Here is a 20,869-nt window from a genome sequence, read left to right on the forward strand (position 1 = left end):
CCGCGGGGCACTGCGTGGTCAGGTGCCGGGGTGTGCCCGTTCCACCAGGTCCTTGAACTGGTGGAGGTCCGCCCGGACGGTCCTCTCGATCGCGGACGACTGGGCAAATCCCTTGGGGCCCCCGAAGGCGTCGTGCGCCTCCGCGGGGTCGTACTCCATGCGTAGCTGCATCCTCGTGTGGGTCGCGTCGATCGGGAGGAGCGAGACGGAGCCGCTGAGGTGCGGGGTCTCCGTGGTCCTCCAGGTCATCGTCCGCTGGGGACGGACGTCGTCCGTGGCGGCGTCGAGCCCGAGGGCCCGCCCCGCCGCGGTCTCCACGTCCATGTGGACGCCGGAGGTGCCCTCGCGCCGGGCCTCCCGTACGCCTTCGACGAACTGCGGATAGTTCTCGACCTGGTGCAGGTGGTTCCAGACCACGTCACCGGGCGCCGTGATGTCGATCTGTTCCTCGAGAGTGGGCATGACGGTCTCCCTGCCTCTCCCTCCAGGGTGCGGTCCGCGACGCCGCACCGCAACGGATCCGCCTCGCCCCGGCGGTTCCGGCACACACCACGCGGGCCGGCCGCGAGAGCCGCCCGGCCGGGCCCGGGCCGTGACGGCCAACCGGCCGCTGACGCAGGGGGTCTTCACCACCGCCGGTGCGTCCGGCCCGCCGAAGCACAGCCACCGCGTCGGCCCGCGACCCACCGCCCGATCCCCCGCCCGATCCCCCGCCCGTACGACGGGCCGCCCGAAAACCGTCCGGGGGCCGTTGAACGGGGACGGCGGCCCGTCCGTACTCAAGGGCAACTCCCCCATGGTGGCTGGGTGCGCGACCGGAAGACAGGTTCCGGTCGCGCACCCAGCGCTTCGCCGCTGCCGCCCCTCTTCGCCGCTGCCGCCGCCCCCGCCCCCGCCTCCTACTCCGCGGGTCACCGGTCGCGGGCCGCCCGCCGCCCCCTTCGCCGCGGGTCGCCGGTCGCGGGCCGCCCGTCCGCCGCGGGTGTCATCCGCCGAGCGCGTGCACCACCGTGTAGATGGCGAGCCCGGCGAGCGCACCGACGACCGTGCCGTTGATCCGGATGAACTGCAGGTCGCGCCCGATGTGCGCCTCGATCTTCCGTGAGGTGTGCTCGGCGTCCCAGCCCGCGACCGTGTCGCTGATCAGGGACGTGATCTCCTCGCGGTACGTCGTCACCACGTACACCGCGGCGTTCTCGATCCAGCCCTCCAGCTTGTGCTGGAGCCTGCCGTCCGTCGCCAGCCGCGCGCCGAGGGACATCAGCGAGGCGCGGGCCCGGAGCCGCAGCTCGCTGCGCTCGTCCTCCGCGGCGGAGATGATCATGGCGCGCACCGAAGACCACGCCGACGCGATGATGTCCTGCACCTCGGGGCGGGACAGCATGTCGGACTTCATGCGCTCCACCCGCGCCCGGGTGTCCGTGTCGGCCTGGAGGTCGGAGGCGAAGTCGGCGAGGAACCGGTCGATCGCGCCGCGCGCCGGGTGGTTGGGGGCGTCGCGCATCTCGGTGACGAAGCGGACCAGTTCCTTGTAGACCCGCTCGCCGACCTTCCGGTCGACGAAGCGCGGCGTCCAGCCCGGCGCCCCGCCCTGGACGGCGTCCATGACGGAATCGCCGTGGGTGACGAGCCAGTCGTGGGCGCGGGCACAGATCAGATCGACGGCACGGTGGTGGGCGCCGTCGGCGACGACCTTGTCGAGGGTCTTGCCGATGCCCGGCGCGATCTCGGCGGTCTCCGCACGGCGGGTGATGGCCTCGCCGACGACGGCCTGGACGTCGGAGTCCCGCAGCACGGCCAGCGCACCGCGCAGGGCGGTGGACAGTTCCGCGGTGACGCGGTCGGCGTGCGCGGGCTCGGCGAGCCACGAGCCGAGCCGGCCGCCGAGGGAGAGCCCGCGCAGCCGGGCCCGTACGACGTCCTCGGAGAGGAAGTTCTCGCCGACGAAGTGCCCGAGGGAGGCGCCGAGCTGGTCCTTCTTGTTGGGGATGATCGCGGTGTGCGGGATGGGGATGCCGAGAGGGTGCCGGAACAGCGCGGTGACAGCGAACCAGTCGGCCAGGGCTCCCACCATCCCGGCCTCGGCGGCCGCGGCCACATAGCCGGGCCAGCCCTCGACACCGGAGTTCTTGGCCCAGGTGGCGAGCGCGAAGACCAGCGCCACGAAGACGAGCAGACCGGTGGCGGTGGCCTTCATCCGGCGCACACCGCGGCGCTTCTCCTCGTCGGCGGCGGTGTACCCGAACGAGGCGAGCGGCGCCGGGCGCGTAGGAGAAGGACCGGTGGTGCGCCCGCGGTCACCCGCTCGGCCCAGCGCCCCCTCGTGCCCCGATCCGCCGTCCCCAGGGCGGACGGGACCGCGCCCGGCGCCGCCGGCGGCGTCGTCAGGGCCGCTGCCCGCCGCCGGGTCGGCCGGCCCGTCCACGGAGCCCACCCCCTCCGCCGGCGGCAGCGCGGAGGCGCCGGTGGCCTGGCCGTTCTCCTCAGGCGCACCCGCGGTGGGTCCGGGGCGGCCGGCGGCCGGATCCTCGCGCTCGGTTCGTTCTGTTCGCTTCATCGACTCCACCCGTCCGCGTACCCACCCCTCCTGCCCGGGGGCCGTACGCCTTCTCCCTACCTCTGGTACTCCCGGGGCGCACGTCGAGTTCCCACGGCCATATCGGATGATGTGCTCATGAAAACCCAGCGGGCCGGGTACGGCCTGTTCGCCGCACTCGTCGCCCTCACCCTGCTGATCAGCGGCGCGATCGTCACCACCTTCACCACCTTGACCGCCCTCGGCTCCGACGACCGGCGGCAGGCGGCCTCCGAGGCCGGCGCCGGCGCCAGGTCCGGCAACACGACGGCACGGGCCGTGGGCACCGGAGGCTGGGCCGGGTCCTGGTCCGCCGCCCCCGGGAGGGCCGGAGTCGCGCCCGCCGGCGGGCACTCCGTACGGAACGTCGTCCACACCAGCATCGGCGGCAGCGAGGCCAGGATCACCCTGTCGAACCTCTACGGGACCGAGCCACTGCGGATAGGCGGCGCCTCCATAGCCGTGGCCGCCGGGGGCGCCGCCGCCGTACCCGGCAGCCTGCGGCGGGTGCTCTTCGACGGGCGGCCGTACGCCACGGTGCCGGCGGGCGGGCACGTCGTCGGCGACCCCGTCCCGCTCACCGTGCCCGCGGACGGGCATCTGCTCGTCTCGGTGTTCGTCCCGCCGCCCGGCGGGGGCACGGTCACCCTGCACGCGCGGGCACGCCAGACCTCGTACCTGGCCATCGGAGACCGCACCCGGGACGCGGGCGCTTCCGCGTACACCCGGCGCACCTCCTCCTGGCACCATCTGACGGCGGTGGACGTCCGCGCCCCGGCCGCGCGCGGCACGGTGGTCGCCCTCGGCGACTCGCTCACCGACGGCGCGGGCTCCACTCCCGACGCCGACCGCCGGTGGCCCGACCATCTGGCCGACCGGCTGCGCTCGGGCCGCTGGGGCTACGGCGTCGTCAACCAGGGCATCAGCGGCAACCGGCTCCTCCGGGACGGCGTCGGCCCGAGTGGGCTCTCCCGCCTCGACCGCGACGTGGCGGGCCGGCCGGGCGCCCGGGTCGTCGTCATCGCCCTCGGCGTCAACGACCTCCTCCGCTCCGCGGGCACGGCGGACCCGGCCGAGGTCACAGCCGAGGTCACGGCCGGACTCCGGAGCCTCGCGGAGCGTGCGAGGGCCCGCGGACTGAGGGTGGTCGGCGCGACGCTGATGCCGTTCCGGGGGCACCCCCGCTACAGCCCGGCGCTGGACGCCGCCCGCGGGCAGATCAACACGGCCATCCGCGCGGGAACGGTCTTCGACGCCGTCGTCGACTTCGACCGCGCCCTGCGCGATCCCTACGCCCCGGAGCGGCTCCACCCGGCGTACGACTCCGGGGACCATCTGCACCCGAACGACGCGGGGTACGAGCGGATGGCGCGCAGCGTGGACCTCTCCGCGCTGACCGGCGAAGGGGCGCCGGCCCGCCTCTGAAGGCGGGCGGGCCCTGCGGCCGGGGCCTCCGTGTCCCCCGAGGCCGAACCCGTCCCGCCGCCGACCGAACCCGCGCGCCGCCGACCGAACCCGCGCGCGGCCGACCGAACCCGCGCGCGGCCGACCGAACCCGCCCGTTGCCGACCGGGGCCCGGAGCATGACGGGCCCCGCAGTGCCACGGGCCCCGGAGCCCGCGGGGTCGCGGAGCGCCACTGGCCCGGGGCCCGCGAGGTCGCGAAGCGCCACTGGCCGGGGAGTGCCACTGGCCCGCGAGTCGACGGGGTCCCGGCCGGCCGCGGATGTCAGAGACCCAGGTCCTTGATGATCTTCGCGACGTGACCGGTGGCCTTCACGTTGTACAGCGCCCGCTCGACCCTGCCGTCCTCGTCCACGACGACCGTCGAGCGGATGACGCCGGTCACCGTCTTGCCGTAGAGCTTCTTCTCGCCGAACGCACCGTACGCCTCCAGGACCGCCTTCGACGGGTCGCCGAGGAGCGTGACCTTGAGGTTCTCCTTCTGGCGGAACTTCGCCAGCTTCTCGGGCTTGTCCGGGGACACCCCGATGACGTCGTAGCCGGCGCCCGCCAGCAGGTCCAGGTTGTCGGTGAAGTCGCAGGCCTGCTTGGTGCAGCCCGGGGTCAGGGCCGCCGGGTAGAAGTACACGATGACCTTGCGGCCCTTGTGGTCGGCGAGCGAGACCTCGTTGCCGTCCGCGTCGGGCAGGGTGAAGTCCGGGGCGGTGTCGCCGGGCTGGAGTCGCTCGCTCATTCTCGGTTCTCCTCGGGGAAAGTGGGCGTACGGGACCGAGCGTAATAGGGGGTGCCGCGGGGTGCGGTCGGCGTGGAGCTGACAGACTGTCCAGGAAGAACTACCGGATACGACGACGGAGGCGGCGCGGTGTCGGACACCAGGACCCCTGCGCAGATCGAGGCGGACATCGTCCGCCGGCGCGAGCAGCTCGCCGAGACGCTCGACGAGATCGGGACGCGGATGCACCCGAAGACGATCATCGGGGATGCGAAGGCCAAGGTCGCCTCGGCCGTGGACCACACCGCCGGGCGGGCGTTCGTGGCCGCGAACCGCGTGGTGACCGATGTGAAGAACCGCTTCGTGCGCCCGGACGGTGCGCCGCGGCTGGAGCGCGCGGTGCCGGTGGCGCTCGCCGTGGTGGGCGTGGTGGGTCTGGTCGCCCTGGCCGCCAGGAAGCGGAAGGCGTGACTCCGCTCCACCCCGGCGGCGGCCGGACCCGCGTTCGGCAGGTAGGTTCGGTGTCGTGAGCGACAACACCCTCGACAAGCACGACAAGCTGCCCATCAAGATGCTGCACGACCGGGTGCTGGTCCGGTCGGACGCCCCCGAGGGCGAGCGGCGGTCGGGCGGCGGCATCCTGATCCCGGCGACCGCGGCGGTCGGCCGGCGTCTGGCCTGGGCGGAGGTGGTCGCCGTCGGGCAGAACGTCCGTACGGTCGAGGCCGGGGACCGGGTGCTGTACGACCCGGAGGACCGCGCGGAGGTCGAGGTACGCGGCGTGGCGTACGTCCTGATGCGGGAGCGCGATCTGCACGCCGTCGCGGCGGACCGCTTCGAGGGCGCCGAGGACTCGACGGGGCTGTACCTCTAGGGCAACAGGCAGACAGCGGGCAACGCGCGAAGGGCAACGGGCAAAACGCGCCACGGGCAACGGGCAACCCCCTGCAGACACGCGCAACGGCCTACACGGCGGGGAAACGGCCTGGTGACAGCGGTCACCAGGCCGTTCTCATGCCCTTTGCTACGGTGGAACCGACCCGACGAGACGCGCCGTACCGGGCAGGAAAAGACGACGCACCCCGCCCGAAGTCCGCGTCCCGGAGGTGCCTGTCATGGCCTGGGTCCTGCTCGTTCTCGCCGGCCTGCTCGAGGTCGGCTGGTCGATCGGCATGAAGTTCACGGAGGGGTTCACCCGGCTCTGGCCGAGCGTGTTCACGGCCGCCGGGATCGTCGCCAGCATGCTGTTGCTGTCCCAGGCCGCCAGGACGCTGCCCATCGGCACCGCGTACGGCGTCTGGGTCGGCATCGGAGCGGCGGGGGCCGCGATCGTGGGCATGGCCGTCCTCGGTGAGCCCGCGACCGCCGCCCGGATCTTCTTCGTGGCCCTGCTCCTGGTCGCCGTGGTCGGCCTGAAGGCGACCTCGGGCCACTGACCCCGCCCCCTCGCCGTTCCACCCCCTCGCCGCCCTGGTCACGGCCGGCCGGGGAACCCTCCCCCGCCGTCCGGGCCGCCCGTCCCCTGCGGCCCGCCACCGGTGCCCCCGGCGCCGGTGGCACCGCCCGGCGTCCAGCCGTCCCGGCCGGTGCCCCCGCCCGGCCCGCCGCTCACCGGCCCGCCGCCGGCCCGGCCCGCCGTGGACGGGCGGCCGCCCGTGGTTCCACCCGAGGTTCCGCCGGTGGTTCCACCCGTGGTTCCGTCCGCGGGCGGAGCACCGCCGTCGGCGGGAACACCGCCCTGCGTCGCACCGATGGTGCCCGTACCGCTCGACGGCGGCGCGGCGCCGGCGGAGCGGCCGTCTCCGGGACCTTCCTCACCCTCACCCGGCGCCGTCGAGCGGTCACCGGTCCCGCCCCGGTCGCCGAACCGGTCTACGGTACGGTCGCCGAACTGATCGCCGAACCGGTCACCGGGCCGGTCGCCGAACTGATCGCCGGACGGGCCGGCGGACACCTCCTCGTACGGATCGCCGGACGGGTGGAAGTCCTCCTGCGCGCCCTCGGCGACCGTCAGTTCGAAGTCCCGCACCTCGCTGCCGGCCAGCGCGGTCGCCGTGAACTCGCCCCAGATCGCCGCGGGGGCCCCGCCCCCGTTGATCCTCGGCAGGCCCAGCGCCCCGTACAGCGACTTCTGAGCCCCGGTGTCGGGGTCCTGGCCCATGACGGCGACGACGGTCGCGAGATCGGGCGTGTAGCCGGCGAACCAGGCGGCCCTGTCACCCTCCGCCGTCCCCGTCTTGCCCGCCGCCGGCCGCCCGGCGGACAGCGCCGCCATGCCCGACCCCTGCCGCACCACGCCCATCAGCACGGACGTGGTGGTGTCCGCGGCCTCCCGGCTGACGGCCTGCCGGACCGGCGCGGCCGGCAGTCCGAGTTCCATGCCGTCCTTGGTGACGCGTTCGACCAGCGAGTACGTGCCGCGCCGGCCGTGGTTGGCGAGCGTCGCGTACGCCTCGGCCATGTCCAGGACGCTCGCGGTCGCCACGCCCAGGGCGATGGACGGTGTCGCGGTCAGGTCCGGAGTGCTCTCCGGGACACCGAGGGCGACGGCGGTCTCCCGCACCCGGCGCGGCCCGACGTCCTGGGCGAGCTGCGCGTACACCGAGTTGACCGAGTGGTCCGTGGCCAGCCGCAGACTCAGCGGGCCGTAGGAGACGTTGTCCTCGTTCTCCGGTGCGTAACCGGTCGGACCGTGACTGCCCTGCACCTGGCGCCGGTCCGTGCCGTCGTAGAGCGTGTCGGGGGTGATCCGGCGGCCGTCCTGGGTCACGGAGCCGTTCTCGACGGCGGCGGCGAGGACGAACGGCTTGAACGTCGAGCCGACCTGGTAGTCGCGGCGGGTGGCGTTGTTCACGTACTGCCGGGTGTAGTCGATGCCGCCGTACATGGCGACGACCCGGCCGCTCGCCGGGTCGATCGACGCCCCGCCGACGCGGACGTTCCGGTCGGCCGCGCGGCCGGGATCGCGTCGGGACGTCACATGCCGGTCGACGGCGGCGGCGAAGGCGTGCTGCTTCTTGCGCTCCAGGGTGGTCGTGATCCGGTAGCCGCCGCGCGCCAGGGTCCTCTCGTCGACGACCCCGTTGCCGGTGAGCCAGTCCTCGACGGCCTGGACGATGTAGCCGCGCTGTCCGGACAGTCCCGCGGCCGGGCCCGCCGTCTGCGGCATCGGGAAGATCATGGCGGCCCGGTCGGAGAGCGTCAGCCAGTTCTCCGTCACCATGCCGTCGAGGGTGTAGTTCCACCGGGCGAGCGCCCTGGGCCGGTTCTCCGGGTGCGCGGCGACGTCGTACGCGCTGGGCGCGTTGAGCAGCGAGGCGAGGTAGGCGCCCTCCGCGGTGTCGAGCGCGCCGACGTCCTTGCCGTAGTAGGCGTGCGCCGCGGCCTGGACGCCGTACGCGTTGCGGCCGAAGTAGCTGGTGTTGAGATAGCCCTCCAGGATGTCGGCCTTGCTCTGCTCCCGGTCGAGCTTGATCGCGATGAAGAACTCCTTCACCTTTCGGGTGACCGTCCGCTCCTGGCCCAGGTAGTAGTTCTTCACGTACTGCTGGGTGATGGTGGAGCCGGACTGCTTCCCCTTGCCGGTGACGGTGTTCCACGCGGCACGGACCATCGCGCTGGGGTCGACGGCCCGTTCGGAGTAGAAGTCGCGGTCCTCCGCCGCGAGCACCGCGTGCCGGACGGACAGGGGGACCCGGGAGAGCCGGACGCTCTGCCGGTTGACCTCACCGTCCCGGGCGATCTGCGTGCCGTCCCGGTACAGGTACACGTTCGACTGGGCCGTGGCCGCGGAGTTGGCGGGCGGGATGTCGACCAGCAGATATCCGGCGGCGAAGCAGCCGAGCAGCACGAGGGCGAACAGCAGGCACGCGCCGAGCACCATCCGCCAGGTGGGGAGGGCACGCCGCAGGCCGGTACGCCGGGGGCGGGGCCGGGGCCGGGTACGACCGCGGCCCGGACGGGACTTCGCGGCAGGCGGCTCCCCGCAGCCCCCGGAGTCCCCGCGCCCCTGCCCATCGGACCCGCCCGCCCCGCTGGACCTATCGGACCCACCGGGCCCGCCGGCCCCTCCCGCCCCGGGCTCCCCGAACGCCCCCAGCTCCCGGCCTTCCTCGTGCACCGGGCCGAGCGCCGGGCGGCGGGCGCCCCCCGGGCGCTTCGGAGCCCTCGGATCCCGGCGCGGCTGCTGTGGCTCGTGGCTCATGTCCGTGCAGACTCCTCGGCCCCTGCCCGGAGGAACATCCACCGGTTCGGTGGTGACAATTCGGGCGAATCGCTTGGTGTGCCCATAGTGCACTTCCCACCCCCCGGACCTCCGGACCCCCGCCAGAAATGCGGTCGCGGCGGCCATGCCCCTGGGCTAGGGTCATGCGCTTCGCCCCGTCCGGCCCGGACACCCCGGACACCCCGGATACCTCGGATACCTCGGACACCTCCGGGCGACGATCCCCGCCGAAGGAGGATGTGGTGCGGCTCTACGCGGCCGTCGCGGCAGGTAGCTTTCGGCGCTATGCGACGTACCGGGTGGCGACGGCAGCCGGTGTCTTCACCAACACCGTCTTCGGCTTCATCCTGGCCCACACCTATATGGCCCTCTGGGACGAACGCCCACGGCTCGGCGGCTACGACCTCTCCCAGGCCGTCACCTATGTGTGGCTGTGTCAGGCCCTGCTCATGACCTGCGCCATGATGGGCGGCGGCTTCGAGGACGAACTCGTCGAACGCATCCGCACCGGCGACATCGCCATCGACCTCCACCGCCCGGCCGACCTGCAGCTCTGGTGGCTCGCCGGGGACCTGGGACGCGCCGCCTTCCACCTCCTCGGTCGCGGCGCCGTCCCCCTGCTGCTCGGGGCCCTCGCCTTCGACCTCGCGCTGCCGGCGTCCCCCCTCCCCTGGCTCGCCTTCCTCGTCTCCGTCGCGCTGGGCATCACCGTCGGCTTCGCCCTCCGGTACCTCGCGGCCCTGTCCGCGTTCTGGCTGATGGACGGCGCCGGAGTCCTCCACTTCACCTGGCTGGCCGGGATGTTCTTCTCCGGCATGCTGCTGCCCCTCACCCTCTTCCCCGGCGCCCTCGGCGAACTCGCCCGGATGCTGCCCTGGTCCTCGCTGCTCCAGATCCCCGTCGACGTCCTGCTCGGCAAGCGCACCGGCTGGGCGCTCGTCCACGCCTACGCCTTCCAACTGGGGTGGGCGGCCACCCTCCTCGGCGCCGGCCGGCTCCTGCAGTCGGCCGCCACCCGAAGGGTGGTGGTCCAGGGTGGCTGAACCGCCCCCGGCCGGCCGGATCCCCGGCCCCGCCACACCACCGCGCGTCGAAGGCACCCCACCGCGCACCGAAGGCACCGACAGCGACGAAGGCCCCGGCCCGGCCGAACGGCCCCGGCCCGCCGCCCACACCCGGCCCGCCGAGCCCACCGGGTTCACCGAGCCCACCCGGCTCGCCGGACGCCTGCGCACGCTGCGGACCGGACTGCGCGTCTACGGTCTCATCGCCACCATGTGGATGCGCTCCACCATGACCTACCGCGCGTCCTTCGCCATGACCGCGCTCGCGAACCTCGCCGCCACGTCCTTCGACTTCGCCGTCATCCTGTTGATGTTCACGCACGTCGACACGCTCGCCGGATACCGCCTGCCGGAGATCGCCCTGCTCTACGGAGCGGCCGCGACCGCGTTCGGGCTCGCCGACCTCACGATGGGCTCCATGGACCGGCTCGGACGACGGGTACGCGACGGCACCCTCGACACCCTCCTCGTACGGCCCGCCCCCGTACTCGCCCAGGTCGCCGCCGACCGCTTCGCCCTCCGCCGCCTCGGCCGCATCACCCAGGGCCTGCTGGTCCTCGGCTACGCGCTCGTCACCCTCGACATCGCCTGGACCCCGCTCAAGGCCGCCATGGTGGCGATGATGCCGCTCAGCGGCGCCGTGATCTTCGCCGCCCTGTTCGTGGCCGGCGCGGCCTTCCAGTTCATCGCCCAGGACGCCGCCGAAGTGCAGAACTCGTTCACCTACGGCGGCAACACCCTCCTCCAGTACCCGCCCACCGTCTTCGCGAAGGACCTCGTGCGAGGCGTCACCTTCGTCGTGCCGCTCGCCTTCGTCAACTGGCTGCCCGCGCTCCACGTCCTCGGGCAGCCCTACCCGCTCGACCTGCCCCGCTGGCTCGCCTTCACCCCTCCGCTCGTCGCCGCCCTGTGCTGCGCGCTCGCGGGAGCCGCCTGGCGGGCGGGCCTCCGTACCTACCGCAGCACCGGGAGCTGAACCGTGGCCGAGGAAGCCACCCGCACCGCGGACCCCGTCCGGACCGCCGCCCTGATCGAACTGGCCGACGTGGAGAAGGTCTTCGACGTACGCCGCAGAACGGGACCGCTGCGCCGCGAGAAGGCACGGGTACGGGCCGTCGACGGCATCGGTTTCACCGTCTCGCGCGGCGAGATGGTCGGGTACATCGGCCCCAACGGCGCCGGGAAGTCCACCACCATCAAGATGCTGACGGGCATCCTGACCCCCAGCGCGGGACGGCTGCGCGTCGCCGGGATCGACCCGTCACGGGAACGCACCCGGCTCGCCCGGCGCATCGGCGTGGTCTTCGGGCAGCGCACGACACTCTGGTGGGACCTGCCGCTCATCGACTCCTACCGGCTGGTGCACCGGATGTACCGGATCCCGGACGACCGCTACCGGCGGAACCTGGAGCGCTGCGTCGAACTGCTCGACCTCGGCGCCCTGCTGGACGTCCCCGTACGGCAACTCTCCCTCGGACAGCGCATGCGCGGCGACATCGCCGCCGCCCTGCTGCACGACCCCGAGGTGCTCTACCTCGACGAACCCACCATCGGCCTGGACGTCGTCTCCAAGGCCAAGGTGCGCGAGTTCCTCCGCGACCTCAACGCCGAACGTGCCACGACCGTCCTGCTCACCACCCACGACCTCACCGACATCGAGCACCTGTGCAACCGGGTCATGGTCATCGACCACGGGCGGCTCGTCTACGACGGCACCCTCGCCGGACTCCACGCAATCGCGCCGGGCGAGCGCATCCTCGTCGTGGACCTCGAACACCGGCACCCGCCCATCGAGGTCGCGGGCGCACGGCCGGTACGGGTCGAAGGCCCGCGCCAGTGGCTGGCCTTCCCGGCCTCGGCCTCGGCGGCGCCGATCGTGGCCGCCATCGCCGCCGACTACCCGCTGGTGGACCTGTCGGTGCGGGAGCCCGACATCGAGTCGGTGATCGCCAGGATGTACGCGGAGCGCCCGACGCCCCCGTGACCCCGTCCCCGTGCGGCCCCGGCCGACCGGCCGACCGGCCGATCACCTGGCCGAACGCCTGGCCGACCGGCCGGCCGGGGCCGCATCCCGGGTCGACCGGTTGACCAGCGCCGATGGGCCGCAGGGTGCACGATGCCGCGGCCTTCCCGGTAACCCTTACGTCCGAGGCACTAGGCTGATCGCATGACGAGCGACCTTCCGGACATGCGGGCCTCCGACGCTGAGCGGGAGCGGATCGCCGAGCGGCTGCGGGACGCCGTCGCCGAGGGCCGCCTCGACATGGACGAGTTCGGGGAGCGCCTCGACGCCGCCTACAAGGCGCGCACACGCGGAGAACTGGAGCCCCTCGTACGGGACCTCCCGGCACCCGACGGCGGCCCGGCGCCGCTCGCCGCCGCAGTTGCCTCCGGGACCGTCGACTACGGCCGACGCATCGGCCAACCGGCCACGTCCAAGGGTGCGTTCGCGTTCTGGAGCGGCTTCGGCCGCAAGGGCACCTGGACCGTCGCCCGCAGGTTCACCGCCGTCGCCCTTCAGGGAGGCGGCGAGATCGACCTGCGGGACGCCGACTTCGAGGACCGCGACACCGTCATCCGCTGCTTCACCCTCATGGGCGGCATCCAGGTCACCGTCCCCCCGGACATGCACGTCGACGTCCGGGGCTTCGGCTTCATGGGCGGCTTCGGCGAGGCGGGCTCCGGCGGCGACCCTGACGACATCGCCCCCGGCTCGCCCCGTGTCACCGTCACCGGCTTCGCCCTCATGGGCGGCGTCGGCGTCGAGCGCAAGCTCCGCAAGACCGACAAGCAGCGCCTCAAGGAGGCTCGCAGACGGGGACGCCTGGAGAAGGGCGACGACGGCGGGGCACCGGAGGTGCGGCCGTAGCGCTTCGCCTCGCCGGACAGGCGCCCCCGGCAACGTGACCATCCGTTAGTCGCCTCGTTACTCCGTGCGAGGGGGCGAACACACGGACGGTACGGAGGGGGCGCAGGGCATGCCGATGAGCCCGTACACGCGCGAGCGCCTGGCGGAGGCGGCGGGGACGTCGCGGACGCTGTCGGAGACGCTGGGGAAGCTGGGGGTCGAGGCGAGGGGCGCTTCACGGCGCTACGTCCACGAGCGGATGAAGCGGCTGGGCGTCGACACCTCGCACTTCGAACGGGAGGGGGCACGGTGGACGAAGGACGTGCTCGAGCCGGTGGTCGCGGCGTCGACCAGCGTGACCGAGGTGCTGCGCCGGCTCGGCCTGGACGTGGTCGGCGGCCACCACACGAACATCAGCCGGCGCATCCGCGCCTACGGAATCGACACCTCCCACTTCAGGACGATGTCAAGGGCGGGCGCAGGACGGCGCCCTGCGGCACCCGGAGGGCTGCTCATGGAGCAGCCACCGGGCGAATCCCGGCGGATCTCCGGACGCCGTTTGCGACGCGCTCTGGTCGGGTCGGGCGTATCCGAGGCATGCGCACTCTGCGGGACGGGCCCCGAGTGGCGTGGCCGCCCCCTGCCGCTGGAAGTCGATCACATCGACGGCAACTGGCGCGACAACCGGCCCGAGAACCTGCGCCTCCTCTGCCCCAACTGCCACTCGGCCACGGACACCTACCGGGGTCGTGCCAAGGCCCGGCGCGGGGGGTCCTCATGAGCCGGGGAACCCGCCGCGCCGACGCGGCGGAACCACCGCGACGCGCCTGCCGAAAGAGGGGCGACCGGCCTGAGGCGGCGGAGCTGGCCGCAGCCGTCAGCGCCTCGCACTCGCTGGCCGAGGTGCTGCGCCGGCTGCTGCGGCCCGACAACACCCGTCAGCGCGGCAACCTGAAGCGCTGGATCGCCGAGGACGGTCTCCGCACCACCCACTTCCTCGGTCAGGCGCACATGAGGGGCAGGCCCGGAACGGTACCGGCACGGCCCGCCGCCGACCTGCTGGTGAAGAGGGAGACGGGGCGGCGCACCAGAACGACGCACCTGCGGCGCGCGCTCCGGGAGATCGGCGTACCCGAGGAGTGCGCCGAATGCGGTACCGGCCCCGAGTGGCTGGGGCGGCCCATGACCCTCGAGGTCGACCACATCAACGGCGACCGGCTGGACGACCGCGCCGAGAACCTGCGCCTCCTCTGCCCCAACTGCCACGCGACCACCGTCACATGGTGTCGGGGCGGCCGCCGACCGGGAGTCTGAGGGCCTTGCCGCACCGGATGCCGACCGCGCCCAGTACAGTGGGCGCGGTACGGGCGCCCGTACGCCAAGGGCTGAGCGGCGATCTTTAGGTGGTCGTGTTTGTCGGTTCGAATCCGACCGGGCGCACCATGGCCGAAGGCTCGACTCGCATCCCGCGAGCCGAGCCTTTCCTTCCGTGCCTCAGCCGAGCAGCTCCCGCACCACCGGCACCAGCGCCCGGAACGCCTGCCCCCGGTGGCTGATCGCGTTCTTCTCCTCGGGGCTCAGCTGTGCGCACGTCCGCGTCTCGCCGTCCGGCTGGAGGATCGGGTCGTAGCCGAAGCCGTTCGTCCCGGCCGGGACGTGGCGAAGGGTGCCGCTCAGGTGGCCCTCGACCACGCGTTCCGTGCCGTCGGGAAGGGCCAGGGCGGCCGCGCAGGCGAAGTGGGCGGCGCGGTGGTTCTCGGAGATGTCGGAGAGCTGGGCGAGCAGCAGTTCGAGGTTGGCCGTGTCGTCGCCGTGGGTGCCTGACCAGCGGGCGGAGAAGATGCCCGGGGCGCCGCCGAGGACGTCGACGCAGAGGCCGGAGTCGTCGGCGACGGCCGGCAGACCGGTGGCCCGGGCCAGGGTGTGTGCCTTGAGCAGGGCGTTCTCGGCGAAGGTGACGCCGGTTTCCTTGACGTCGGGGATCTCGGGGTAGGCGTCGGTGCCGACGAGTTCGTGGCCGAGTCCGGCGTCGGCGAGGATCGCGCGGAGTTCGGTGATCTTTCCGGGATTGCGGGTGGCGAGGATCAGGCGGGTCATGCGCCCAGTATCTCCGCGCCGGTGGCGGGGCGGGTGCCGCGGGTGGTACCCGCGGCACCCGGCGATGCCTCCGGCGCCCGGCGGGATCCGATGCGCCCGGCGATGCTCCCGGCGCCCCGTGGTGCCCGCGGCGCCCCGTGGGATCCGATGCGCCGTAGGATCCGGCGCCCCGTGGGATCCGGTGCCTCACGCAGTCCGGCGTCCGCGGAGTCCTGCGTCCAGCGGAGTCCGGCGCGCGCTCAGGAGGTGCAGACCTTGCCGAGTTCGGCGGCGGCGTCGGTGACCGGTGTGATGTCCGGGGTGGCGTCGCCGTTCTCGACGGACGTACGGACGTTGTCGACTCCCTTGGAGAGGTCGTCGACGGCCTTGGAGAGGTCGGCGTTGTCGGTGGTGTCCTTGAGGTTGCCGAGTTCCCTGTCGATGTCGTTGAGGGCTTCGACCAGCTGTGTCGGGTCCTCGGAGGCGGTGGCGACGGCCCGGGAGAGCCCGTCGACGCTGGTGGCTATGGCGTCGGCGGTCTTGACGCAGTCCAGGGCCTTGTCGACGGCACCGCAGCCGACGGCTCCGGTGAGCGCGACGGCGGTGACGACGGCGAGTGCGATGCGGCGGCTGCGCATGGGACGGTCCCTCCCGGGTTCTCGGACGGGCGTACGGTTCGGCCCGCACGCCCGTACCTGCTGTGACGCCGGCGGTGGCGTTCTCGGTTGCTTCTCTACTCCCGCAGGGGGCCGCGGCCGGGGAGACCGGCCGGGGGGACGCCCCCTCGTCACCCCGGTCGACGCCGACGCCCCCGGGTCATCCGCCCAGGGGTGTGGCGAGCGCGGCGGTCTGGAGCGCCGCGAGGTCGGCGCAGCCGCCGGTGGCGAGGTCGAGGAGCGCGTTGAGCTCCTTGCGGTCGAAGGGCTCGGCCTCCGCGGTGCCCTGGACCTCGACGAAGCGGCCGTCGCCGGTGCAGACGACGTTCATGTCGGTCTCGGCGCGGACGTCCTCCTCGTAGCAGAGGTCGAGGAGCGGCGTGCCGTCGACGATGCCGACGGAGACGGCGGCGACGGTGCCGGTGAGGGGTTTGCGGCCGGCCTTGACGAGCTTGTTGGCCTGGGCCCAGGCGACGGCGTCGGCGAGGGCGACGTAGGCGCCGGTGATGGCGGCGGTCCGGGTGCCGCCGTCGGCCTGGAGGACGTCGCAGTCGAGGACGACGGTGTTCTCGCCGAGGGCCTTGTAGTCGATGACGGCGCGCAGGGACCGGCCGATGAGGCGGGAGATCTCGTGGGTGCGGCCGCCGATCCTGCCGCGGACGGACTCCCGGTCGCCGCGGGTGTTGGTGGAGCGCGGCAGCATGGAGTACTCGGCGGTGACCCAGCCTTCGCCGCTGCCCTTGCGCCAGCGGGGGACGCCTTCGGTGACGGAGGCGGTGCAGAAGACCCTGGTGTCGCCGAAGGCGATGAGGACGGAGCCCTCTGCGTGCTTGCTCCACCCGCGTTCGATGGTGACGGGGCGGAGCTGTTCGGGGGTGCGGCCGTCGATACGAGACATGTGGTGAGCCTATCCGTACGCGGGTGACGGGCCCGTTCCGGTGGGCGGCTCGCGGAGCCGCCCGGGAGCGGGCCCCTCACGGGGGACGTGCCGCGGGGTTCGGGCCCGTCGTCAGCGGTGCGGTCTCCCGCGGGTGAGCGGGGAGGTGGCTCGCGGGTGGGTCACATCATGTCTTCGATGTCCGCGGCGATGGGGTCGGCGTCGGTGCCGATGACGACCTGGATGGCGTTGCCCATCTTGACGACGCCGTGGGCTCCGGCGGCCTTCAGCGCGGCCTCGTCGACCTTGCCCGGGTCGACGACCTCGGTGCGGAGCCGGGTGATGCAGCCCTCGACCTCTTCGATGTTGTCGATGCCGCCGAGCCCGGCGACGATCTTCTCAGCCTTGCTGGCCATGTCCTTCTCCCTGCGTTCGAGAGGCCCGTTCGGGGCGCTCAGCACTGCCTCGGCCACCACCGGTCCGTTGCGTCACGGTAGTGCACGGTTGGCCCATCTTCATGAGCGGGTGATCGCCGGTTGTCGAATGATGACGATCACCGGCGGCCCGCTTCCGCGACGGACCCCGGCCGGGCCCCGGGTGCACCGGGGTCCGGCCGGGCCGTACCACAACTGGTCTACACCAGTCTGCGGCACCTGCCAAACCAGGCGACTTTCCGGGAGGACGCCGATGAGTACCGAGAGCGCGGCAGTACCGGGGCGGACCTGGCGGCACAGGTCGTTCCAGGGGCTCCAGAAGATGGGACGCAGCCTCCAGCTCCCCATCGCGGTGCTTCCCGCGGCCGGCATCCTCAACCGCCTCGGCCAGCCGGACGTCTTCGGCGACCAGGGGCTGGGATGGACGGACGTCGCCAGGGTGATGGACGGGGCCGGCGGTGCGCTGCTGGACTCGGGCCTGGGGCTGCCGCTGCTGTTCTGCGTGGGTGTCGCGATCGGGATGGCGAAGAAGGCGGACGGCTCGACGGCGCTCGCCGCGGTGGCGGGGTTCCTCGTGTACTACGGCGTGATCCGGGAGTTCCCGGAGGAGTGCGTGGACCCGGCGACGCCGGTGGACACCGGCTGCCGGGCCCTGGACGGTTCGGTCACCGCCTTCACGTACCAGAACCCGGGGGTCTTCGGCGGGATCGTGATGGGCCTGATGACGGCCTATGTGTGGCAGCGCTACCACCGCACCAGGCTGGTGGACTGGCTGGGCTTCTTCAACGGCCGCAGGCTCGTGCCGATCATCATGGCCTTCGTCGGGATCGCGTTCGCGGCGCTGTGCCTGTGGGTCTGGCCGCCGGTCGGCGGGGCGCTGGAGGGTTTCAGCGACTGGCTGCAGGACCTGGGGGCGTGGGGCGCCGGCATCTTCGGCGTGGCGAACCGGGCGCTGCTGGTGGTGGGGCTGCACCAGTTCCTGAACGTGCCGCTGTGGTTCCAGTTCGGCTCGTACACCAAGCCCGACGGCACGGTGGTGCACGGCGACATCAACATGTTCCTGAGCGGGGATCCGAACGCGGGCCTGTTCCTGACGGGCTTCTTCCCGATCATGATGTTCGCCCTGCCGGCCGCGGCGCTGGCGATCACGCACTGCGCGAAGCCGCACCGGCGCGCCGAGGTGGGCGGGCTGATGATGTCGGCGGCGCTGACGTCGTTCGTCACGGGCATCACGGAGCCGCTGGAGTACTCGTTCATGTTCGTCGCCCCGGCGCTGTACGCGGTCCATGCCCTGCTCACCGGCGTCTCGATGGCGGTGACCTGGGCGCTGGGCGTCAAGGACGGCTTCTCCTTCTCGGCGGGCTTCATCGACTACGTGATCAACTGGGGCCTGGCGACGAAACCCTGGCTGATCGTCCCGATCGGCCTGGGCTTCGCGGCGGTGTACTACGCGGTCTTCCGTTTCGCGATCATCAGGTTCGACATCAGGACGCCGGGGCGGGAGCCGGACGAGATCGGCGACGAGCTGGAGCGCGAGGTCACCAAGTAGCGCGGGGCGCCGGGCGGCGGGGAGCCACCGGAGACACGGAGCCGCCGGGCGGTGCGAAGCCACCGGAGGGCACGGAGCCGCGGGCGGCGCGAAACCACCGACCACACACCGGTTTCGCGGCACGAGGCCGCCGGGCGGCGGGGCTTCCCCGCCCGGGGCCGAGACGTGTCGGCGGCCGCGGCGACGGTGTGTCGCGGCGCCCTCTCGGAAGGCTTCCGGTGCATGGCCGAGCCCTCGAAATTCGAAGGTTCCTTATCTTTCCCTCACGTGCTACAACTGGTCTACACCTCTGACTGGTGTAGACCATGCGGTCATACCACCGCGTTCCCCGAGACGCCGCCGTCCCCCTCTCCCCCGGTGCCGGGCGGCGCCTTCGCCCACTGGAGGAAGTTGTGACCACGGCCACCGTCGACACGGCGCCACCCGCCAAGAAATGGGGCTCCGGCCTGTTCCAGGGCCTGCAGAAGGTGGGCCGCAGCCTGCAGTTGCCCATCGCCGTGCTGCCGGCGGCCGGCATCCTGCTGCGCCTCGGCCAGCCCGATGTCTTCGGCAAGGACGGCCTCGGTTGGAACAAGGTCGCCTCGGTGTTCGCCACTGCCGGCGACGCCGTCTTCGCCAACCTGCCCCTGCTGTTCTGCATAGGCGTCGCGATCGGCTTCGCCAAGAAGTCGGACGGGTCCACCGCGCTCGCGGCGCTCGTCGGCTTCCTCGTCTACGACAACGTCCTCACCGCGTTCCCGGTGACCGAGGCGGTGGTCAACACCACCGCCAACGACGGCGTCGACGTCGCCGCGACCTACAACAACCCCGGTGTCCTCGGCGGCATCGTGATGGGCCTGCTCTCCGCGGTCCTCTGGCAGCGCTTCCACCGCACGAAGCTGGTGGACTGGCTCGGCTTCTTCAACGGCCGCAGGCTGGTGCCGATCATCATGGCCTTCGTCGGTGTCGTCGCCGGCGTCTTCTTCGGCCTCGTGTGGGAGCCGGTCGGCAGCGTCATCTCCAACTTCGGTGAGTGGATGACCGGACTGGGCGCGGGCGGCGCGGGGTTGTTCGGCCTCATCAACCGCGCACTGATCCCGATCGGTATGCACCAGTTCGTGAACACCGTCGCCTGGTTCCAGATCGGTGACTTCACCAATGCCGCAGGCGAGGTCGTCCACGGCGACCTGCACCGCTTCTTCGCCGGTGACCCGGAGGCCGGTCTGTTCATGACGGGCTTCTTCCCGATCATGATGTTCGGCCTTCCGGCCGCGGCGCTGGCCATCGCTCACTCGGCCCGCCCCGAGCGCCGCAAGGCCGTCACCGGCATGATGCTGTCGCTCGCCCTGACGTCGTTCGTCACCGGCGTGACCGAGCCGATCGAGTTCTCGTTCATGTTCATCGCGCCGCTCCTGTACGCGATCCACGCCCTCCTCACCGCCGTCTCGATGGCCTTGACCTGGGCGCTCGGCGTGCACGCCGGCTTCACCTTCTCCGCCGGTCTGATCGACCTGGGGCTCGGCTGGAACAAGGCGACGAGCCCATGGCTGATCATCCCCATCGGTCTGTGCTTCGCCGTCGTCTACTACGTGGTCTTCCGCTTCGCCATCACCAGGTTCAATCTGCCGACGCCGGGCCGTGAGTCCGACGAGGAGCTGGCCGAACTCGAGAAGGCCGAGGCCAGGTAGCGGTCGCGCCGGGCCGAGGGCGCTGCCGGGCGGCGCCCTCGGCCAGGCACCCGAGGCCAGGCACCCGAGGCCCGGGAGCGGCATCGGCCGACGGCAGCTGCGGCCGGCAACAGCCGCGACCGGCAGCTGCCGTCGACCCGAGGTACCCGCAGGCCCCCGCCCTTCCCCCCGGAGACTCCGCGCTCCGGAGCGCGGGGGCCTGCGCCGTTCACCCCCGGGCATCTGCGCCGTTCGACGACAGGTGCCCTCGCCCGTCCCCGCGGGCCTCGCCACCCGCCCCGAGGGCGTCGCCGGTGGCCGGCTCAGGCCTCCGCCGCCGGTACGCACAGCACCGGGATCCGCGAGATGTGGAGCAGTTTGTGCGGGGTCGAGCCCAGCAGGGCGCCGCGCAGTGGGCTCTCGCCGTAGCTGCCGACGACGATCACGCGGGCGTCGTGGCGGTCGGCGGCGTCGAGCAGGGCCTCCGCCGGCTTCTGGTCGAGGATCTCGACCGCCGTGGGCACGCCCGCGTCGTCGGCCGCCGCGACCGCGTGCGCGAGGACCACCCTGGCGGACTGGCGGATGGCCTCCAGATGGGTCTGGTACTCCTCGCCGAGCGTGCCCGGGGGCGCCGCGCCGAAGACCAGCACGAGCGGCTCGCGGAAGGCCGCGGCCACCTCGATGGCCACCCGCAGGGCACGCACCGAGCCGGGCGACTCGTCGTATCCGAGGACGACGGGCATC

Annotated in this window: 21 protein-coding genes, 1 tRNA gene and 1 riboswitch; of the genes, 13 read left to right on the plus strand and 9 right to left on the minus strand. The window is 72.7% G+C overall.

Annotation, left to right across the window (positions count from 1 at the left end):
- Window positions 1-18 precede the first annotated feature (18 nt).
- Both DDW44_RS09435 and DDW44_RS09440 read right to left on the minus strand, forming a co-directional pair.
- Complete coding sequence (locus DDW44_RS09435; RefSeq protein WP_017948041.1) at window positions 19-462, minus strand: SRPBCC family protein; 444 nt, start codon at window positions 460-462, stop codon at window positions 19-21.
- A gap of 523 nt (window positions 463-985) precedes the next feature.
- The gene (locus DDW44_RS09440; protein WP_425275627.1) at window positions 986-2,557 is read right to left on the minus strand and encodes a DUF445 domain-containing protein; all 1,572 of its coding nucleotides are present in this window, start codon (window positions 2,555-2,557) and stop codon (window positions 986-988) included.
- A 117-nt stretch (window positions 2,558-2,674) separates the two neighbouring features.
- Here DDW44_RS09440 and DDW44_RS09445 point away from each other — a divergent pair, with 117 nt between their 5' ends.
- Window positions 2,675-4,000 (plus strand): SGNH/GDSL hydrolase family protein, encoded by a 1,326-nt coding sequence (locus DDW44_RS09445; RefSeq protein WP_108906144.1) that lies wholly within the window; start codon window positions 2,675-2,677, stop codon window positions 3,998-4,000.
- A gap of 303 nt (window positions 4,001-4,303) precedes the next feature.
- Here DDW44_RS09445 and bcp read toward each other — a convergent pair whose 3' ends face one another.
- Window positions 4,304-4,771, minus strand: coding sequence for a thioredoxin-dependent thiol peroxidase (gene bcp, locus DDW44_RS09450; protein WP_017948038.1), 468 nt, complete (start codon window positions 4,769-4,771; stop codon window positions 4,304-4,306).
- Between the two features lie 129 nt (window positions 4,772-4,900).
- On the opposite strand from bcp, the gene DDW44_RS09455 reads away from it, so the two are divergent.
- The 3 genes from DDW44_RS09455 (at window position 4,901) to DDW44_RS09465 (ending at window position 6,186) form a co-directional block, all read left to right on the plus strand.
- On the plus strand, window positions 4,901-5,221 hold the full coding sequence (locus DDW44_RS09455) for a DUF3618 domain-containing protein (RefSeq protein WP_018891624.1): 321 nt from the start codon (window positions 4,901-4,903) through the stop codon (window positions 5,219-5,221).
- A 55-nt stretch (window positions 5,222-5,276) separates the two neighbouring features.
- Complete coding sequence (locus DDW44_RS09460; protein WP_017948036.1) at window positions 5,277-5,624, plus strand: GroES family chaperonin; 348 nt, start codon at window positions 5,277-5,279, stop codon at window positions 5,622-5,624.
- Window positions 5,625-5,773: 149 nt separating this feature from the next.
- Window positions 5,774-5,832: riboswitch (guanidine-III (ykkC-III) riboswitch) on the plus strand.
- Window positions 5,833-5,865: 33 nt separating this feature from the next.
- Window positions 5,866-6,186, plus strand: coding sequence for a DMT family transporter (locus DDW44_RS09465; protein ID WP_027731435.1), 321 nt, complete (start codon window positions 5,866-5,868; stop codon window positions 6,184-6,186).
- Window positions 6,187-6,224: 38 nt separating this feature from the next.
- Here DDW44_RS09465 and DDW44_RS09470 read toward each other — a convergent pair whose 3' ends face one another.
- Window positions 6,225-8,954, minus strand: a complete 2,730-nt coding sequence (locus DDW44_RS09470) for a transglycosylase domain-containing protein (RefSeq protein WP_425275628.1) — start codon at window positions 8,952-8,954, stop codon at window positions 6,225-6,227.
- Window positions 8,955-9,217: 263 nt separating this feature from the next.
- Between DDW44_RS09470 and DDW44_RS09475 the strand changes: the two genes are divergently transcribed.
- The 7 genes from DDW44_RS09475 to DDW44_RS09505 all read left to right on the plus strand — a co-directional run bounded on the left by DDW44_RS09475 (window position 9,218) and on the right by DDW44_RS09505 (window position 14,330).
- Window positions 9,218-10,018 (plus strand): ABC transporter permease, encoded by an 801-nt coding sequence (locus DDW44_RS09475; RefSeq protein ID WP_108906146.1) that lies wholly within the window; start codon window positions 9,218-9,220, stop codon window positions 10,016-10,018.
- 184 nt (window positions 10,019-10,202) lie between these two features.
- A complete protein-coding gene (locus DDW44_RS09480) occupies window positions 10,203-11,015 on the plus strand; it encodes an ABC transporter permease (protein WP_244224199.1) in 813 nt (270 codons plus the stop codon).
- 3 nt (window positions 11,016-11,018) lie between these two features.
- A complete protein-coding gene (locus DDW44_RS09485; RefSeq protein ID WP_108906148.1) occupies window positions 11,019-12,023 on the plus strand; it encodes an ABC transporter ATP-binding protein in 1,005 nt (334 codons plus the stop codon).
- Between the two features lie 183 nt (window positions 12,024-12,206).
- Window positions 12,207-12,908 carry a DUF1707 SHOCT-like domain-containing protein gene (locus DDW44_RS09490; protein ID WP_108906149.1) on the plus strand — a complete coding sequence of 234 codons (702 nt, stop codon included), beginning with the start codon at window positions 12,207-12,209 and terminating at the stop codon, window positions 12,906-12,908.
- A 109-nt stretch (window positions 12,909-13,017) separates the two neighbouring features.
- Window positions 13,018-13,668, plus strand: a complete 651-nt coding sequence (locus tag DDW44_RS09495; RefSeq protein ID WP_108906150.1) for an HNH endonuclease — start codon at window positions 13,018-13,020, stop codon at window positions 13,666-13,668.
- The gene (locus DDW44_RS09500) at window positions 13,665-14,201 is read left to right on the plus strand and encodes an HNH endonuclease signature motif containing protein (RefSeq protein WP_240800684.1); all 537 of its coding nucleotides are present in this window, start codon (window positions 13,665-13,667) and stop codon (window positions 14,199-14,201) included. Before DDW44_RS09495 ends, DDW44_RS09500 begins: the two co-directional genes overlap by 4 nt.
- Window positions 14,202-14,254: 53 nt before the next feature.
- Window positions 14,255-14,330, plus strand: a tRNA-Leu gene (locus DDW44_RS09505).
- A 51-nt stretch (window positions 14,331-14,381) separates the two neighbouring features.
- Here DDW44_RS09505 and rdgB read toward each other — a convergent pair.
- The 4 genes from rdgB to DDW44_RS09525 all read right to left on the minus strand — a co-directional run bounded on the left by rdgB (window position 14,382) and on the right by DDW44_RS09525 (window position 16,912).
- On the minus strand, window positions 14,382-14,984 hold the full coding sequence (gene rdgB, locus DDW44_RS09510; protein ID WP_108906151.1) for an RdgB/HAM1 family non-canonical purine NTP pyrophosphatase: 603 nt from the start codon (window positions 14,982-14,984) through the stop codon (window positions 14,382-14,384).
- A gap of 239 nt (window positions 14,985-15,223) precedes the next feature.
- Window positions 15,224-15,601: a hypothetical protein gene (locus DDW44_RS09515; protein WP_017948026.1), complete on the minus strand. Its 378-nt coding sequence runs from the start codon at window positions 15,599-15,601 to the stop codon at window positions 15,224-15,226.
- Between the two features lie 178 nt (window positions 15,602-15,779).
- Entirely contained in the window at window positions 15,780-16,517 is a 738-nt protein-coding gene (gene rph, locus DDW44_RS09520) for a ribonuclease PH (RefSeq protein WP_017948025.1), read from the minus strand.
- Between the two features lie 161 nt (window positions 16,518-16,678).
- Window positions 16,679-16,912 carry a PTS sugar transporter subunit IIB gene (locus tag DDW44_RS09525; protein WP_026165310.1) on the minus strand — a complete coding sequence of 78 codons (234 nt, stop codon included), beginning with the start codon at window positions 16,910-16,912 and terminating at the stop codon, window positions 16,679-16,681.
- Between the two features lie 271 nt (window positions 16,913-17,183).
- Between DDW44_RS09525 and DDW44_RS09530 the strand changes: the two genes are divergently transcribed.
- Window positions 17,184-18,479 carry a PTS transporter subunit EIIC gene (locus DDW44_RS09530; protein WP_108906152.1) on the plus strand — a complete coding sequence of 432 codons (1,296 nt, stop codon included), beginning with the start codon at window positions 17,184-17,186 and terminating at the stop codon, window positions 18,477-18,479.
- 392 nt (window positions 18,480-18,871) lie between these two features.
- Complete coding sequence (locus DDW44_RS09535; RefSeq protein WP_018891613.1) at window positions 18,872-20,146, plus strand: PTS transporter subunit EIIC; 1,275 nt, start codon at window positions 18,872-18,874, stop codon at window positions 20,144-20,146.
- A 302-nt stretch (window positions 20,147-20,448) separates the two neighbouring features.
- On the opposite strand, the gene DDW44_RS09540 is transcribed toward DDW44_RS09535, so the two are convergent.
- Window positions 20,449-20,868 (minus strand): universal stress protein, encoded by a 420-nt coding sequence (locus DDW44_RS09540; protein WP_108906153.1) that lies wholly within the window; start codon window positions 20,866-20,868, stop codon window positions 20,449-20,451.
- Between the last annotated feature and the right edge of the window lies 1 nt (window position 20,869).

It is taken from the genome of Streptomyces tirandamycinicus (assembly GCF_003097515.1).
GTDB classification, from domain to species: Bacteria; Actinomycetota; Actinomycetes; order Streptomycetales; family Streptomycetaceae; genus Streptomyces; species Streptomyces tirandamycinicus.

Bases quoted from the DNA above. Each gene is read 5' to 3' on its own strand.
- DDW44_RS09465 (WP_027731435.1), top strand. From the start codon at position 5,866: ATGGCCTGGGTCCTGCTCGTTCTCGCCGGCCTGCTCGAGGTCGGCTGG.
- DDW44_RS09540 (WP_108906153.1), bottom strand. From the start codon at position 20,868: ATGCCCGTCGTCCTCGGATACGACGAGTCGCCCGGCTCGGTGCGTGCC.
- DDW44_RS09525 (WP_026165310.1), bottom strand. From the start codon at position 16,912: ATGGCCAGCAAGGCTGAGAAGATCGTCGCCGGGCTCGGCGGCATCGAC.
- DDW44_RS09470 (WP_425275628.1), bottom strand. From the start codon at position 8,954: ATGAGCCACGAGCCACAGCAGCCGCGCCGGGATCCGAGGGCTCCGAAG.
- rdgB (WP_108906151.1), bottom strand. From the start codon at position 14,984: ATGACCCGCCTGATCCTCGCCACCCGCAATCCCGGAAAGATCACCGAA.
- DDW44_RS09500 (WP_240800684.1), top strand. From the start codon at position 13,665: ATGAGCCGGGGAACCCGCCGCGCCGACGCGGCGGAACCACCGCGACGC.
- DDW44_RS09530 (WP_108906152.1), top strand. From the start codon at position 17,184: ATGAGTACCGAGAGCGCGGCAGTACCGGGGCGGACCTGGCGGCACAGG.
- rph (WP_017948025.1), bottom strand. From the start codon at position 16,517: ATGTCTCGTATCGACGGCCGCACCCCCGAACAGCTCCGCCCCGTCACC.
- bcp (WP_017948038.1), bottom strand. From the start codon at position 4,771: ATGAGCGAGCGACTCCAGCCCGGCGACACCGCCCCGGACTTCACCCTG.
- DDW44_RS09435 (WP_017948041.1), bottom strand. From the start codon at position 462: ATGCCCACTCTCGAGGAACAGATCGACATCACGGCGCCCGGTGACGTG.
- DDW44_RS09490 (WP_108906149.1), top strand. From the start codon at position 12,207: ATGACGAGCGACCTTCCGGACATGCGGGCCTCCGACGCTGAGCGGGAG.
- DDW44_RS09515 (WP_017948026.1), bottom strand. From the start codon at position 15,601: ATGCGCAGCCGCCGCATCGCACTCGCCGTCGTCACCGCCGTCGCGCTC.
- DDW44_RS09440 (WP_425275627.1), bottom strand. From the start codon at position 2,557: ATGAAGCGAACAGAACGAACCGAGCGCGAGGATCCGGCCGCCGGCCGC.
- DDW44_RS09495 (WP_108906150.1), top strand. From the start codon at position 13,018: ATGCCGATGAGCCCGTACACGCGCGAGCGCCTGGCGGAGGCGGCGGGG.
- DDW44_RS09445 (WP_108906144.1), top strand. From the start codon at position 2,675: ATGAAAACCCAGCGGGCCGGGTACGGCCTGTTCGCCGCACTCGTCGCC.